Source organism: Corallococcus sp. CA041A, from assembly GCF_003612075.1.
Taxonomy (GTDB): Bacteria; Myxococcota; Myxococcia; order Myxococcales; family Myxococcaceae; genus Corallococcus; species Corallococcus exiguus.
Genome location: NZ_RAWF01000232.1, coordinates 1 through 15,727 on the forward strand (window position 1 = coordinate 1; position 15,727 = coordinate 15,727).

Consider the following 15,727-nt stretch of genomic DNA (forward strand, 5'->3'; position numbering starts at 1 on the left):
GTTCCAGGGGTCGGAAAGGGCCTTTCCGGGGCACCGGGAGGGAACATCCGGGCGGTGCGTTTTCAGCCCCACCGGAGGCCGTTTCCGGGCCCGCGTCCGGGGCCCGTTTCCAGGCCGTTCCGGGCCCGTTTTTCAGGTCTTGGGGCGGAGGTTCGCGGCCAGCCGTTCGGCCTCCGCGCCCACGCCGCCCTCGGGGTCCTTGGCCTTCGCGGTTTCGAACGCGGCGAGCGCCCCTTCGCGGTCCCCGCGGAGCCTCAGGGCCACGCCCACGTTGAGGTGCGCGGAGGCGTTGTCGCGGTCCATGGCGAGCGCCTCGCGGAACAGCGTGAGCGCCTGGTCCACGTCGCCGGACAGGAGCGCCTCGCGGCCCGCCTGGACGCGCTTGTCCGCGTCGTTGACCAGCTCCACCTCGAACACGCTCTTGCCCACCACGTTGGCCACGAGCACGCGCAGGATGCCGCCCCAGTAGAAGGACAGGCCCTCCGCGGCGACGACGGCGGCCAGGGGCAGGTCGGGCAGCAGCTGCTTGCCCCGGAACTTGAAGCGGACCTTGGTGTAGCGGCCCTTGTTGGTCCAGTGGACCAGCTCGCCGCGCAGCTTCTGGAAGCCGGCCTCCAGCTGGGCCGGGTCGATTTCGAAGGGCAGCACCCGGCCCTTCGGCTCGCCCGCGGGCAGGCTCTTGGGCGTGGACTCGCGGGGGTCGGCCACGGGGCCGGAGTCGAAGACGGGCTCGGCCTCCAGCACGGGGGGCTTCGGAGAGGAGGCGGAGGCGCGGCGGGGCTCCACCTTCTCCACCTTCGCCTTCACTGGCCGGGCCGGTGTCTTCGCGGGCGCGGCGGGGCGCGCGGGCTGCTTCTTGGCCTTCGCGGGGGACTTGCGGGATGCCGTCTTTGCCATGAGGCCACTCTAAGCGACCCACTCCCCCGCCGCTCGTGAAGTCGTGCGAAGACGGCGGCGCTAGACAGGGCCTGGACGGTGGGCCCAGACGCCCACCATGAGGCTGGGCACCAGCACGCCGCCGTTGGAGCGCAGCTCGGCGGTGAGGCGGGCGGCCAGCGTGTCGATGTCCACCTCCATGGCCAGCGCCACGCCCAGCCGCTCCATGTGGGGCAAGAGCGTGCGCACGGTCTCCACCAGGGCGTGCGTGGTCTCCGCGTCCGGCGTCACGCCCAGCCGCCCGCCCACCACGCCGTCATCCACCACCAGCCCGGCCCGCCGCAGCGTGGACACCAGCTCCAGGCCCATGTGGACCTTGATGCCCACGCGTTCGCAGGTGGGCAGCATCCAGTTCCAGACGCGGTTGAACAGCGGCAGCTTCGGGTGCGCCAGACCCATGGCCGCCAGCTCCAGTTCGTGCAGCGCCAGCACGCCGCCGGGGCGCAGGTGCTCCACCATGCGGCGGACGAACGTCACCGGGTCCGGCTGGAACATCAGCACCAGCCGGCCGACGATGGCGTCGAAGGGGGCGCCGACGGGCAGGGACTCCAGGCTGCTCTGCTGGAAGCGCACGTGCGGCAGGCCACGCGACTCGGCGCGGCGCTGGGCGCAGGCGAGGACGCGGGCCTCGCGGTCCACGCCCACCACCTCGCCCGTGGGGCCCACCAGCTCCGCGGCGAGGAAGGACACGTCCCCCACGCCGCAGCCCACGTCCAGCACGCGCATCCCGGGCTTCAAGCCGGCCCCGCGCAGCACTCCCTCCGTCAGCGGCGAGTACACCTGGGCCTGGAGCATCAGCCGTCGCAGCTCCCGGTCCTCGTTGCCCTGGACGTACTCCGCGGCGGAACTCGTTTCTTCGACACGCATGTGCGACTCCGGGGTTGGAGACGACGCGCACGGTCGCAAGCCCTGGCGCCGTTCGCGCCCTCCCGGCGGTCCCGACGCAATGACAGACAGCCATCCGCGCCCGAGACCCGGGGGCAGGGCCATGTCCATCCACGAACAGGCCCACGTCCCGGACATGTCTCTTGTGATTCCGGGACTTCCGGGTGAAGCACATGCGCGGTGCACGGCGTGTGGGTTGTCGCGCGCCGTGGCCGTGAAACAATCCGCGCCCTCCCCCCACCAGGAAGAGCGCATCCATGACGCGTGTCCGGCCCGTCCTCCTCTCCGCCCTGCTCGCTGCCTCCCTCGCCCACGCCGCGCCCGCCGTGCCCGCCGCGGAAGGCGCGTGGCCTCGCGTGCGCAAGGAGCGCCTCCAGAAGCTGCTGCCCCAGGCCATGGCCCGCGCGGGCGTGGACGCGTGGGTGGTGCTCTGCCGTGAGAACGACAACGACCCGCTCGCGGCCCACGTGGGCGGGGAGAACGCGGGAGGCACCGCCGCGTTCCTGTTCCTACGGGACGGCGACTCGCTGCGCTCCACCGCGCTCTCTCCCGAGGGCGAGGCCACCGCGCTCCGCGACATGGGCGTGGTGGACGAGGTGGTGGCCTTCGAGCGCGGCGCGGACGTGAACGCGCTCATCGCCGCGCGCCTCACCCAGGCGAAGCCGACGAAGGTGGCCATCAACTCGTCGGAGCGGATGTCCATCGCGGACGGCCTGTCCGCCACGCAGCGCGCGAAGCTGGAGGCGGCGCTGTCCCCCGCGCTGCGCAAGAAGCTGGTGTCCTCCGAGGACCTGGTCTCCGAGTGGCTGTCCGTGAAGACGCCCGAGGAGGTGGACATCATGCGCAAGGCCGCGGACATCACCGCGAAGCTGGAGGAGGAGGCGTACCGCACCGTGGTGCCCGGCAAGACGCGGGACTCGGACGTGGCGCGCTTCCTCAAGAAGCGCATCGCGGAGCTGGGCGTGGGTGACGGGTGGCAGCCGGACCAGAACCCCAACGTGAACAGCGGGCCCACGCGCGGGCACTCGAACGCCACCGACCGCGTCATCCAGCCGGGGGACTTCATCCAGACGGACTTCGGCATCCGCGTGGGAGGCACGTGGGTGACGGACATCCAGCGCTTCGCGTACGTGCTGGCGCCGGGGGAGAAGCAGCCTCCCGCGGAGGCGCTGGCGAAGTGGGAGAAGTCGAAGAAGGGCAGCCGCATCGCGCTCGCGGCGATGAAGCCCGGCGTGCGCGGCTACGACGTGGACAAGGCCCAGCGCGACTGGATGCGCGAAGCGGGCTCCGAGCCCGTGATGTGGGGCACCGGCCATCCCGTGGGCTACTGGGCCCATGACGCAGGCCCTGCCCTGTCCGGCGCGGCGTCCGGCAAGCCGCCCGCGGGCTCCTCGCTGCGCAAGCTCCAGCCCGGGCAGGTGTTCGCCTTCGACGGCTTCTACGCGTGGAAGGACGGCAGCAGCCCGGACGCGCTGCGCATCCTCTCCGTGGAGGAGATGGCCGTCGTCACGGAGACCGGCGCCGAATACCTCAACCCACCCCAGGAGCAGCTCATCCTCATCCCCTCTCCTGTCACGGCCGCGAAACAGTGAGGGCCTGAGGCCCGCCAAGCGCCCACACCCTACGACGTGGGTGGCCCCGACCCCGGCAACTCGCACCGTGGGGGTGTGGCGCGCGGACGCGCGGGCTCGGATACACTCGTGCGCATCGCGCGCGCCGCTCAGGCGCTGGAGGAGTGCCATGCCAACCGTGCTGGTCATCGACGATGACCTCTTCGTGCTCGCGACCGTGGGAGACACCTTGCGGGACGCGGGCTACACGGTGCTCACGGTGCAGTCCCCCGCCGAGGCCTTCCACCTGGACCTCACCGGCATCGCCGCCATCCTGTGCGACTACAACATGCCGGACATGAACGGCTCCGACGTGCTCGTCGCCATACGCGAGCTGCAGGAGTGCCGCGCGCCGTTCATCTTCCTCACCGGCCACTCGGACCTGGATGACCTGCTGCCCGTGGCCATCCGCTACGGCGCGGAGCTGCTGCCCAAGCCGGTGGACCCCGCGGAGCTGACGCGGCTGTTGCGCAAGCAGATCGCCGCCTGAGCCGTTCTGGCGTACGCGCGTCTGCCCGACGCCGTCTCCGACCACCACGCCGTGGTGGCCGAGTTGGCGGTTCAGCCGAGCACGGCGACGAGCTGACGGCACTGCGCGAGCAGCGTACCGTCCTCCGCCCAGAGGAGCTGGGTCTCCTCTGTGTAGCCCTCCGCGGCCTGGCGCGAGCGCCCGGTGCGCAGATAGTGCGCGTCCGGCGCGATGCCCTTCACCGGGAACGGCTGGAAGAACTGCACGCTGAGGTCCACCGACGCCGCGGCGCGGAAGCCGTCCAGCCGTGACAGCACGGACGGCGGATACGCATCCATCAACCCCACGCACAGCGCCGGGTCCAACGCCGTGGGAACGCGAGGCCGCAGCCACCCGCCCACCTCCGCCTCGGGACCGCCCGAGTACGGCGCCGAGCCCACGCAGTAGCGGTACTCGAAGAAGCGGCAGAAGTCCGGCATGGGCACGTCGTCAGGGACAGGCGTGAGCGCACCGGGCGCGGGCACCTTCGGCATGACGAAGTCCATGTACTCGGGAGCCCCACCGCGAGCGGCGCCAAAGGTCGCCGTGGCGACGGCCACCACGACGCCGCCGCTCTCCACTCGCGCGGTGGCATGGGTGACGAACTTGCCGGCGCGCTCGATGCGCGTGTGCAGGTCCGCCACGCCCTCCACAGCGGGCGAGCAGAAGTGCACGGTGAACGAGCGCACCTGCCGTTGGGGGTCGTTCAGCTGGTGCTCCATCGCACGCAGCACCTGCCCCGCCACCACGCCGCCGTACGCACCCCGGCCCTGATACCAGGGCGCCTCGTAGCGCGAGCGGTAGTGCCCGGGTTCCAGCGGTTCAACGAGGGTGGCGACAAGGAAGGGCGCGGTCATGATGCACCGCATCCTAGTGTTCCCGGCGTGGATGTCCCGGGGAGATGCGGGCCCCCGGCGCTACTGGATGACGAGCTCGCGCAGGGTGGTGGTCTGCTTGAGGGGCACCCAGCTGAAGACGCCCTTGCTCAACCGGGGGTACAGGTTTCCGGGTTCCGCCAGGTAAAGGCTGCTGAAGTTCCCAGCGCCGGGACGCTTCTCCGTGGTGGAGACGAGCGTCTCCTGTCCCTTCCCATCGCTGTCGGAGAAGACGACCGTGATGGCCGCCAGCGCCGACGGAGGCTCCATGTCACCGTCATGGACCGTGACGCCCTCCCGCGGCTTGGGAACCAGCCAGCTCACGGGGAGCTCCACCTCGAACCGGTCGGGAGCGGTCCAACGGATGGAGGGAAGCGCCCTGTCCTTGCGGCCGGGAGGCTGGAACCACGTGGCGACGGGCTTGCCGTCGGCGGTGCGCGCCACGCCCAACTGCACCGCGCGCTTGGAGTCCGCGTTCGGCTCGCTCCACCACAGCTCCAGGTGATCCGCGCCAAGGATGGCCTTCGCGCTGGCATCCACCGCGGGCACCGGCTGGTCGTCCTGGAGCGTCGCGAGGAGCGTCACCGTGGTGCCCTTGCGCAGCCACTGCACCTTCAGGCCCGCGTCCGCGTCGCCGCTCCAGTTCTTCTTCCCCCAGCTCACCCAGACCGGCGCGGGCGGCGCCGGATTCTGCGTACCGGAGGCGAGCATCGAGGCGGACCGGTTCGGGACAGGGTCCTCGGTCTGCGATTCGGAGTATTCGTAGGACGAGAGCTCCGTCCGCTGGGAGACCAGGTCCATGCTCCACGCGTGGTACCGGTCACCGGTGTCGCCCCCCACCAGCAGGGGCCCCTTGTTGTCGAACAGCAGGGACACCGCCCCCACGTAGCCCGTCAGGCCATTGCCCGCGAGGCGGAGGGAGTTCGGCCGGCCCTTCGTCTTCGATGACGGCGCGCTGGGACAATTGACGTGATCAATCGGGCCCAGCCCTCCACCACGCATGGCGAAGCGCTCGCCGGTGGCCAGCCCCACCAGGATGACGGGCGTCGTGGTGCCGGGCCCTTCTGCATCCTTGAAGTCGTAACAGACGACATCGTCCTCCTTGCCGTCCCCATCCAGGTCAAGCTGGAAGCGTTCGCGGACGACGACCTTCTCCGCCTTCACGCGCGCATCGAACCAATCTCCGAAGGACTGTGGAGCCGAGGCGGCCGGAGTGGCCGTGACGAGGAGACCGAGCAGCGAAAACCAATGGGGCGTGTGCATGAAGGACCGTGGCTCAGCCCTGGTACGACTCGTCCTGTTCGATGCGGCTGAGCACCCAGTCGAACTCGCCGGACGTCACGCGCGCCTGGCAGTGCGTGCAGTGGCCCGCCATGTTGATGGACAGCGGGGCGCCGCACGACGGGCACTTCTTCTGCGTGGAGGGCTTGCCCTGCACGCCCCGGCCGCGGATGAGCGTCCAGTACTCGCTGTAGGCGCGCTCGCGGGAGCGGCTGCCCCCCACGACCTGTCCGTCCCGGTCCCGCACCGTGTAGTCCAGGCTGGACGCGAACACGCGCAGGGTGACGGCGTCGAAGTACTCATCCCGCGTCACCCGCGCGAGCACCAGGTTCGTGATGTGCGCGTTCTCCGTGATGTTGCGCAGGCCCGCCTCACGGTAGGCGTTGATCCAGTACAGCTGCGTCTGGAAGAGGTTGTCGCTGAGGAAGGGCCGCATGCCCTTCCACTCGCGCGCGGCCCACGCGGTCTGCATCTCGTGGAAGATGAACTCCAGGCGCTTGCGCAGCGCCAGCGGCGTCGCTTCCGGGTCGTCATGCAGCAGCGCGTTCAGCCGCTCCTGCGAGCGCGAGTCCTTGATGGTGGGCAGCTCCGTGCCCTGCTCCTCCGTGGTGCCGGTGAGCTGAGGGCCGCGCCGCTCGCGCTCCTGCGACGCCACGCGCGTCACCACCCAGTCGAACTCGCCGGTGTTCACCACCGTGTCGCAGTACGAGCACTTGTGGCCGTGCACGGACTCCAGCGGCGCGCCGCAGTTCGGGCACTTGAAGGCGCGCACGTCCTCGGGAGGCCGGGACTTCGCGGACGCGTCACGCTCCAGCAGCCACTCCTCCGCGACGTACCAGCTCTGCTCGGAGCCGGAGGAGACCTCCGTGTAGTTGGCCTCGAAGCGCAGGACGACGCGGACGCGCTGGCTGTTCGCGCTGATGCCCTCCACGGACTCATACGTGACGGCGCCCACCACCACGGCCTTCACCGCGTCCGGAGTGCCCAGTTCGTGGAGCGAGTCGATGGCGCCGTCGGACAGCCAGCCGCCCAGCGTGTCCAGGCGGCCGCCGCCGCGCGCCTCGTGCACGCGGGCGAAGAGCGAATAGACGAAGTCCTCGAAGAGGACGATGGAGAACTCCGGGTCCAACGGCTGCACCGACCCGTCCGAACCCTTGGGCCCCACGCGGGCCAGACGCGCGAGCTTCGTGCGCAGCGAGCCCTGGCGTTGGGGCGGCGGAGGCGCATGGGGCGTGGTGGTGCTCCAGTCCCTCTGCCCCGCGCCCGACTTCATGTTCATGACGACGATGGCCACCACGCCCATGATGACGATGAGCAGGCAGAAGCCCCCGAACGCCCCGCCTCCATCCGAAGACGACGAGCCACTGGAGCTGTAGTAGCGGGGGCCGGAGCTGTACGAGGACCGGCTGCTGCTGGAGCCGAAGGAGGACGACGAGCTGCGGCTGCTCGACGAACTGCGGCTGCTCGACGAGCTCCGGCTGCTCGACGAGCTGCGGCTGGAGCCCCGATAGGAGCTACCACCGCCGGGGCGCGCCTCCGCGTCCGGGATGGAGGCGAGGCCCAGCCCGAGGAACAGCGCGACCGCGAGAAGGAGGACGGAGTGGGAGCGCCTCACGCCACGGCTCCGGGCATGTCCGGCAGTTCGTTCACGTCATCCTCCAGGCGGGGCAGCACGCGCGAAAGCGGTGCCTGGATGCGGCGCAGGGCCTGGAGGAAGGGCTCGGGCGCGGTGGACGCGGTCAGCGCGGCGGACAGCTGCGTGAGCGCGTCCTGCCACTCGGCGCCCATGAGCGAGGTGTCCACGCCGTAGTCGGTGACGACCTCCACGCGCCGCTCGAAGAGGGAGACGAACACCAGGATGCCGGTGCGGCGCGACGTGTGCGAAACGCCCAGCTCCGTGAACGCGGCCTTCGCGGCGGTGCGCACGGAGTCCTCCTGGAGCTTGCGCGGGGTGAGCGCGCGGCGCAGCGACGGCAGCAGGCGGCCGCCCATCACGCCCGCGGCGTAGGCCAGGAGCACGACGGGCGGGAAGGCGAAGAGGTGGACCTCCTGCGGGATGAACAGGAGGACCAACAGCATGACGAAGGCGACGGCCGCGCCCAGCCGTGCATCGGTGTGGGCGTAGTCGCCGGAGGCGCGGCGCACGGACACCACCACCTCCGCGGCGGTCTGGGACTCAATGGCCGCGACGGCTTCAGCGGCCTGGGTGCGTGCGGCGTCTTCGAGGAAGGTCGTGGCCATCGTGGGCAGGCACTATAGCCAACCCACGCGACACGCTCCTATGAGGGCAGCTGCCAGTCGATGGTGTGCTGGCCGTGCTTCTTCAGCGCGGCGTTGGTGGTGCTGTAGGGCTTGCTGCCGAAGAAACCCTTGCTCGCGGACAGCGGCGAGGGGTGCACGCCCTCCAGGACGACGTGGCGCTTCTCGTCGATGAGGGCCTTCTTCTTCTGCGCGGGCTTGCCCCAGAGGAGGAAGACGACCGGGTCCTCCTTGGCGCTGACGGCGCGGATGACGGCGTCGGTGAAGGGCTCCCAGCCGTGCTTCGCGTGGCTGTTGGGGGAGGCCTGGCGCACGGTGAGCACGGTGTTGAGCAGGAACACGCCCTGCTTCGCCCAAGGGATGAGCGACCCGTCGCGAGGCTTCGGCGCGCCCACGTCGCTCTGGAGCTCCTTGAACATGTTCACGAGCGAAGGCGGAGCAGGCACGCCGGGCTGGACGGAGAAGGCGAGTCCATGGGCCTGCCCCGGGCCGTGGTAGGGGTCCTGGCCCAGGAGCAGCACGCGCACGTCCGCGTAGGGCGTGAAGCGGAACGCGGAGAACACGTCCTCCTCCGACGGGAACACGGTGTGTTCCTGGCGCTCCTTGCGCACGAACTTCTCCAGCTCCTTGAACGACGGAGCATGGATGGCGTCATGCAGTACTTCCTTCCAGTCCTCGGGCAACCCATCGGCCAGGCTCATGCGTCCCTCCGTGGGCCGCACCCTAGACCAGCGCGCGCGTCCTGAGGGGGCCCGCTTAGGGATTGGGGCTCCCGGCGTCCAGCCATTGGGCTGGAAACGAGGGCTGCTGTTGGCCCCAGGAGGTGTCTCCCACGGGGATGGACGGGTCCGAAGGGCCGGTGGGCACGCCCGCATCGGAGCCGCCAGGGACGAGCGGTCCCTCCGGCTCGCCATCGTGGAGCCGCCGCAGGATGCGTCCGTCCGACAGTCGAACCGCGTACGTGACACCGCCGTCCAGCAGCAGCCCGCCAAGCTCACAGGCACGCGGGTCCAGGTCCATGCGGATGAAGACGATGTCCCCTTCGCGGAGGAGCCTGAAGCGATGGGCCTCCCTCCTGCTCCAACAGGACAGTCCCTCCTGCTGGCGGGGAAGGAAGTCATCGGCCGCCACGACCATGGCCCGGAGCAGAGTCCCTTCCAGCGAGTACGGCTGCCCCGGAGCCCCGATGCTCAGCGATTCTCGCGCGAACATCTCGGGGAAGACGATGGAGCGGTCCTCCGACGCCAGCGAATCGGACGGACTCGCCTCGCGTCGCATGCACCCAGCGCACAGGACCGCGCCCACGAGCAACAGCCGCTTCATCGTCTGGGCTCTGGCCGCACGAGGTCCGGGTCGAGCACTGCGGAGGACGCGCAGCCCCCAAGCCAGCACACCAGGCAGCACCACCAGGGACCGCGCATGGGCTGGCACCCCTTCCTCGGGAACGGAGGGCGGATGACCACCTCCGGGTGGCATCGTGCCGGAACGCCACACCGGAAAGCGAGCAGGCACTCAAGGCGGGAGCTTGGGGCCCGGGCCGGAGCGCGCTAGCCTTGCTCCCGCCATGACGATGTACACCGAGTCGCTCCGCGCCTTCCTCAAGCCCGTCCTCGCCTACCTGGACGACGAGTCGGTGTCGGAAATCATGATCAACGGCCCCACCGACGTGTGGATCGAACGCAAGGGCCGGTTGATCAAGACGGATGCCTCCTTCTCCGAAGAAGGTCTGATCGGCGCCGCGCGCAACATGGCCCAGTTCGTGGGCCGTCCCCTGACCGAGGAGCGCCCCCGCCTGGACGCGCGCCTGCCCGACGGCAGCCGCATCCACGTGGTGATTCCGCCCATCGCGCGCAACGGCACCACCATCTCCATCCGCAAGTTCTTCAAGGACAAGCTGAGCATCGACTCGCTGTTGAAGTTCAAGTCGCTGACCAAGCCCATGGCGCGCCTCATCGAGGCCGGCATCGCCACCAAGCTCAACATGCTGGTGGCCGGCGGCACGGGCTCCGGAAAGACGACGCTGCTCAACATCGTCTCGTCCCTCATCCCGGACGAGGAGCGCATCCTCACCATCGAGGACTCCGCCGAGCTCCAGCTCAACCAGTCCCACATCGTGGCCTTCGAATCCCGCCCCGCCGACAAGTTCGGCAAGGGCGCCGTGGACATGGGAGACCTGCTGCACTCCGCGCTGCGTCTGCGCCCCGACCGCATCGTGGTGGGCGAGGTGCGCGGCGGCGAGGCCTTCCACCTCATGCAGGCCATGAACACCGGCCACGGCGGCTCGCTGGCCACCACGCACGCGAACACGCCCACGGACACGCTGCGCCGCATTGAATCCCTGTGCCTCATGTCGTCCGTGGAGCTGCCCATGGTCGCCGTGCGCGCCCAGGTGGCCAGCGCCATCAACTTCGTCATCTGCTGCGAGCGCCTCCACGACGGCAGCCGCAAGACGATTGCCCTGTCGGAGGTGCTGCCCCTCAACGAGAAGGGCGAGTACCGCACCCAGGACATCTTCGTCTTCACGCCCGTCGCCAAGGACGAGCACGAGAACATCCTGGGCTACCACGCGCCCACCGGCATCATCCCCAACTTCATCCAGAAGGCGCGCGCGTACGGCTTCGACGACCTGGACGACGCCTTCTTCGACCCCGCCACCTACGGCGTGCCGCCCCCGCCCAGCTTCCAGGTGGGCGAGGCGTACACCCTGCGCTGGGCCCCCTCGCTGAAGCACCGCGAGCAGGGACTGCCGGACCCCGCGCACTTCAAGGAGGACTGGGCGAAGTTCGAGCAGGTGCTCCGCAACGCGGCCCCGGACGGCCCCGTCGCTGGCCCCAAGCCGGCGGCGACCCCGCCCAAGCCCGCCGCCGCTCCGGCTCCGCCGCCCGCGAAGGCCGCTCCGGCGCTGCGGCCCTCGCTGCCGCCGCGCCCGCCGCCGCCGCAGGACGACGACAAGACGCCGCCGCCCACGCGCAACCCGTTCGCGGAGCAGGAGGACACCCGCTCCACGCCGCCCTCCGAGCCATTGGTGCAGGTGTCCGAGGACCTGCTCGCGGAGGCCCCGCCCGCGCGCAATACGCCGCCGCCGCGCCGGCCGCCGCCCGCTCCGGCGCGTCCCGGCACCCCGCCGGCAAACACGCTGCGAGCGGGTGCCACGCCCACGCGCCGGCCGCCGGGCCCCCCCCCGCCGCCCTCGGATGAGGACGAGGACGACGACCGGCCGAAGACGGAGCTGAACACGTCGGAGAAGACGCAGATCCGCCCGGTTCCGGATCGTACGCGCCGGTAGCCGCCCAAAGGCGAGGGGACCCTGTCCGGGCTTCCCCGGCCACGGCGACGTGAAACCTCCACGCGGGAGGCCCGGCGCCGGACACCGGCGTCGCCCCCGGGTGGGTGGGGCCCTGTCCCACCACGCGGGTCCTCGAATCCTGACCTTGCGAGGAGGACGGGTCAGGGGAGAAAGTGCTCCCGTGTTGATCCCCTTCCTCGCCGCGCTCACCCTGGTGGTCGCCCAGGCGCCCGCACCCGCTTCCTCCGCGAAACCCGTCACCGTCTTGCTGGCGCCCACGGACGTGACGCGGGGAACGCCGCGCTACCTCGTTGGAACCGCCCAGGAGCACGTGGCCGAGCAGCTCAAGGCCCGCGGCCTGGAGGTGATCCGCGTGGAGGACGTGACGCGCACGCTTCCGAAGAAGAAGCGCACGGCGATGATGCGCTGCAACCGCACGCAGCCGTCCTGCATCGCGTCGCTGGGCCTGGCGGCGAAGACGGACGTGGTGATGGTGACGGAGATTGGCCCGTACCTGAACGCGTACAAGGCGGGCGTGCGCGTGTACACGGCGCAGGACGGCGCGCCGCTGGTCGAGGAGTCGATCCCTGGCGTGAGCGAGGACCAGGTGCTGGACGCGCTCAACAAGTCGCTGGACGTGGTGGTGCCGCGCACGCTGCGGGTGCTGCGTCCGGAGCCGGTGGCGCCGCCGGTGGCGCCTCCCGTGGCGCAGCAGACGCCCAACGTGACGCCGGGCGTGAAGCAGCCTGTGCCAGGGCCGGACCTGACGCCGGGAGTGCAGCCCCCCACCGAGATGGGACTGACGGACACGCCGACGGTGGAGACGCCGGGACGCCGCAAGTGGGCCTGGGTGCCGGCGGCGGGCGGCGTGGTGCTCGCGGGCGTGGGGACGGTGTTCTTCGTGCAGTCGCGGAGCAAGCTCAGCGACCTGAACAACAACGAGTATCCGAACCTGCAGGACGCGGAGAAGCTGCGCGACTCCGGCAAGCGGTCGCAGACGATTGGCGCGGTGGGCATCGGCGTGGGCGCGGCGGCCATCGCGGCGGGCGCGCTGATGTACTTCCTGCCGGTGCAGCAGACGAACGTTCAGCCGTCCGTGACGCTCACGCCCCAGGGCGGTGGTCTGAGCTTCGCAGGGACGTGGCAGTGAGCACGGGGAAAGCCATGCGGAACCTCTGGAAGGTCGGCGCGCTGAGCGCGGTGTTCGGTGCGGTGCTCAGCGTGGGCGGCTGCAGTGACTTCGACGCGGCCTATGAAAACTGTCAGGGCGAGGGCCGCTGCGGACCGCAGGCGAGCGGGGACGGTGGGGCGGACGCCGGTGACGCGGGCGACGGCGGTGTGGACGCCGGAGACCTGACGCCTCCCGAGTGCGGCGACGGCGGGGTGGACTACCCCGACCTGACGGGCTTCGACAACGACTGCGACGGCATCGATGGTGTCGCGGATGCGGGGTATTTCGTCGATCCAGCGGATGGCCAGGACGACGGCAACGATGGAACCCGCAAGAAGCCGTTCAAGACTCTGGACCGGGCCCTCCGGGAGATCCGCGACGGTGGCACGGGGCGCAACATCGTGTACCTGGGCACCGGCACGTACAACGAGTCAGCGCCCGTGGTGGACATGCCCGTTTCCCTTTACGGCGGATACACGTGGCGCAAGAACGGGAACCCCTATTGGGACCGGTTCCTGGATGGCGGCGGCACTACGTTCTTCGACGGCGGCACGCTCGCGTTCACGGTCGGAGCCGTGTCCGATGGAGTGGTGGTGCTGGATTCGCTGAACGTTGCCTCCGCTAACGGACTGAGCAACGGCGAGCCATCCATCGCTCTCCGGCTGAAAGACAGTGCTGCCATCCTTCTAACCAACGTCACGCTTGAGGCCGGGCGTGGCGGTGCGGGTGACCGTGGGCAGCAAGGTGAACGGGGATTCGATGGTGGGGCTGGTGGAAACGGAGGCGATGGCAGCGACCGGCGGACGTTAGGAGGACCTGCGGGTCAAGCCACCTGCACCACGTCAGCAGGAACTCCTGGAGGAGTCGGTGGTCAGGGGAACAGTGGTGTCGCGGGATACGATGGAGGCGTAGGCACTCCCAATACAGCAGGGGGACGCGGTGGCCCGCTGATCAGCGGCACTTGTGGCCTGTACTGCCAGTGCATCGTCCCTGACGGAGGAATCAGCGGCACCGTCGGCACCAATGGTGGGCCGGGCAGCCCTGGCGATGCGGGTTCTGCGGGAAGTGGAGATGGAATCATCGCCAACAGCACCTGGCAGGCCAACCAGAGCGGAACACCTGGAGCGGCAGGTAAGCCGGGGCAAGGTGGAGGTGGCGGCGGTGCCGGCGGAAGTTGCGATGCAAACGCCGTCGATGTCGCCAGCGGTGGCGCGGGCGGTGGAGGCGGAGCGGGAGGTTGTGGTGGATTGGGCGGCAGGGGAGGTCATGGAGGAGGCGCATCCATCGCGGTCCTCGCGACCAATGTGCACCTCCGCGTGCAGGGCACGGTCTCCTTGACGACCAGGGGCGGCGGAGAGGGAGGCATCGGAGGCGAAGGAGGTCCTGGGGGTCCGGGCGGGCCCGGTGGACAAGGCGGCAGTTTCAAGCTGCTGACCTCCAAGGAAGTCGTCACTCCCCCCGCTACTGGTCGTGACTACATCACTGAGAGCGGAGCTGGCGGCGACGGTGGAACCGGTGGAACCGGTGGCCATGGCGGCAGTGGTGGCGGCGGGGGTGGCGGCCCATCCGTCGCGCTGTGGTGCGAATCCGTCAGTTTCGAACTGGATGGCGGGGCTTTTTCGCCGCGTCCCGGTCCTGGTGGCGCGGGGGGTACCAGCACCGATGGACCGACTGGCAGCACAGGTTCGTCACTTGAATACAAGGGATGCGTCATCCCAGGCCTCACAGGAACGCCCTGACCCACCGCATCGCCCGCTGTGTGACACCAGCGGGTGAGAAAACGCGACCCGGGGGCAGGTGCCTGTTTGCTTGCCCGGCGTGCCCCGGGCCCTGACTTCGCTTCCCGGGATTTCACCTGTTACGCTCCCCCGCGGTGGAGATGTCATCCGAGTTGATCTGCGAAACCTGCGGCCTCACCGTTCCGTCCGAGACGGCGGTGTGCCCTCGCGATGGCACCGTCGTGCTGTCGTCGTTCCATCCGACTCCACCGGAACCGAAGGTCATCGTGGAGCACCCCGGTACTGAAGCCACCGCCATCACCGACCCCCTCATCGGCCTGAAGCTGGGCGAGTACGAGCTGCGCTCGCGCATTGGCGTGGGCGGCATGGGGCTCGTCTACGACGGCATCCAGCCCCTCATCGGCAAGCGCGTCGCCGTGAAGGTGCTGCGCCCCGAACTGGCGCACTCGTCCGAACAGGTGGCCCGCCTCCTCGCGGAGGCCCGCGCCGTCAACGCCATCCGCCACCGCGGCATCATCGACATCTTCGGCTTCGGCCAGCTCCCTGACGGCCGCCAGTACATCGTCATGGAGTACCTGGATGGCCAGCCGCTGGACGCCATCCTCGCGGAGAAGGGCCGCCTCCCCGTCCCGGAGGCCCTGTCCCTCCTGGATGAAGTGCTCGCCGCCCTGGGTGCCGCGCACGGCGCGGGCGTGGTGCACCGCGACCTGAAGCCCAGCAACATCTTCCTCGTGCGCCAGCCAGACGGCACGCGCTACGTGAAGCTGCTGGACTTCGGGCTCGCCAAGCGCGGCGAAGGGCCCACCGTCCGCACCGCGCAGACGCGCACCGACATGGTCGTCGGCACTCCGGAGTACATGGCGCCCGAGCAGGCCCGCGGCCAGTCCGTGGGTCCCATGACGGACCTGTACGCCATGGGTGTCGTCACCTTCGAAATCATCACCGGCCGGCTGCCCTTCATCGGCAGCTCCCCGGTGGACCTGCTCATGAAGCACGTGGAGGCGCGCCCTCCCCGGCCGTCGGAGTTCGTCCCCGACCTGCCGCCCGCCGTGGACGCCTTCATCCTGCAGATGCTCACCAAGGACCCGGAGACGCGCCCCAACTCCGCGGATGCCCTGCGTCAGCACCTGTCCAAGCTGCGCCGCACCCTCCGCGCCACGCGCACCAACCCCACCGC

At 70.1% G+C, this 15,727-nt stretch carries 14 protein-coding genes; 6 read left to right on the plus strand and 8 right to left on the minus strand.

All coding sequences use genetic code 11. The annotated features are described in order from the left end of the window. Positions 1 to 132: 132 nt before the first annotated feature. Together D7V77_RS31835 and D7V77_RS31840 are read right to left on the minus strand one after the other, a co-directional pair. Positions 133 to 897: a tetratricopeptide repeat protein gene (locus D7V77_RS31835; RefSeq protein WP_120580045.1), complete on the minus strand. Its 765-nt coding sequence runs from the start codon at positions 895 to 897 to the stop codon at positions 133 to 135. A 60-nt stretch (positions 898 to 957) separates the two neighbouring features. Continuing rightward, the gene (locus tag D7V77_RS31840; RefSeq protein WP_158624530.1) at positions 958 to 1,803 is read right to left on the minus strand and encodes a class I SAM-dependent methyltransferase; all 846 of its coding nucleotides are present in this window, start codon (positions 1,801 to 1,803) and stop codon (positions 958 to 960) included. Positions 1,804 to 2,078: 275 nt separating this feature from the next. On the opposite strand from D7V77_RS31840, the gene D7V77_RS31845 reads away from it, so the two are divergent. Further along, entirely contained in the window at positions 2,079 to 3,413 is a 1,335-nt protein-coding gene (locus tag D7V77_RS31845; protein ID WP_120580047.1) for a Xaa-Pro peptidase family protein, read from the plus strand. A gap of 148 nt (positions 3,414 to 3,561) precedes the next feature. Next, positions 3,562 to 3,921 (plus strand): response regulator, encoded by a 360-nt coding sequence (locus D7V77_RS31850; RefSeq protein ID WP_120580048.1) that lies wholly within the window; start codon positions 3,562 to 3,564, stop codon positions 3,919 to 3,921. Between the two features lie 71 nt (positions 3,922 to 3,992). Here the strand turns inward: D7V77_RS31850 and D7V77_RS31855 are convergent, their stop codons facing one another. From D7V77_RS31855 to D7V77_RS31885, 6 genes are read right to left on the minus strand one after another with little or no spacing between them, the layout of a single operon-like run. Continuing rightward, complete coding sequence (locus tag D7V77_RS31855) at positions 3,993 to 4,796, minus strand: acyl-CoA thioesterase II (protein WP_120580049.1); 804 nt, start codon at positions 4,794 to 4,796, stop codon at positions 3,993 to 3,995. A 60-nt stretch (positions 4,797 to 4,856) separates the two neighbouring features. Further along, a complete protein-coding gene (locus tag D7V77_RS45060) occupies positions 4,857 to 6,077 on the minus strand; it encodes a hypothetical protein (protein ID WP_233597362.1) in 1,221 nt (406 codons plus the stop codon). 13 nt (positions 6,078 to 6,090) lie between these two features. Further along, the gene (locus D7V77_RS31865; protein WP_158624531.1) at positions 6,091 to 7,710 is read right to left on the minus strand and encodes a TIM44-like domain-containing protein; all 1,620 of its coding nucleotides are present in this window, start codon (positions 7,708 to 7,710) and stop codon (positions 6,091 to 6,093) included. After that, entirely contained in the window at positions 7,707 to 8,336 is a 630-nt protein-coding gene (locus tag D7V77_RS31875) for a TPM domain-containing protein (protein WP_120580051.1), read from the minus strand. Before D7V77_RS31875 ends, D7V77_RS31865 begins: the two co-directional genes overlap by 4 nt. Before the next feature lie 38 nt (positions 8,337 to 8,374). Further along, complete coding sequence (locus D7V77_RS31880; RefSeq protein WP_120580052.1) at positions 8,375 to 9,055, minus strand: uracil-DNA glycosylase; 681 nt, start codon at positions 9,053 to 9,055, stop codon at positions 8,375 to 8,377. Positions 9,056 to 9,110: 55 nt separating this feature from the next. Then, positions 9,111 to 9,677 carry a hypothetical protein gene (locus D7V77_RS31885; protein ID WP_147452223.1) on the minus strand — a complete coding sequence of 189 codons (567 nt, stop codon included), beginning with the start codon at positions 9,675 to 9,677 and terminating at the stop codon, positions 9,111 to 9,113. Positions 9,678 to 9,918: 241 nt separating this feature from the next. On the opposite strand from D7V77_RS31885, the gene D7V77_RS31890 reads away from it, so the two are divergent. From D7V77_RS31890 to D7V77_RS31905, 4 genes are all read left to right on the plus strand, one after another. Beyond that, positions 9,919 to 11,640, plus strand: coding sequence for a CpaF family protein (locus D7V77_RS31890; RefSeq protein ID WP_120580054.1), 1,722 nt, complete (start codon positions 9,919 to 9,921; stop codon positions 11,638 to 11,640). A 181-nt stretch (positions 11,641 to 11,821) separates the two neighbouring features. Next, positions 11,822 to 12,790: a hypothetical protein gene (locus D7V77_RS31895; protein WP_120580055.1), complete on the plus strand. Its 969-nt coding sequence runs from the start codon at positions 11,822 to 11,824 to the stop codon at positions 12,788 to 12,790. 14 nt (positions 12,791 to 12,804) lie between these two features. Beyond that, entirely contained in the window at positions 12,805 to 14,550 is a 1,746-nt protein-coding gene (locus tag D7V77_RS43935) for a hypothetical protein (RefSeq protein WP_158624532.1), read from the plus strand. 140 nt (positions 14,551 to 14,690) lie between these two features. Beyond that, positions 14,691 to 15,727 (plus strand): serine/threonine-protein kinase (locus D7V77_RS31905; RefSeq protein WP_147452224.1); only part of this gene is annotated, 1,037 nt, incomplete at its 3' end.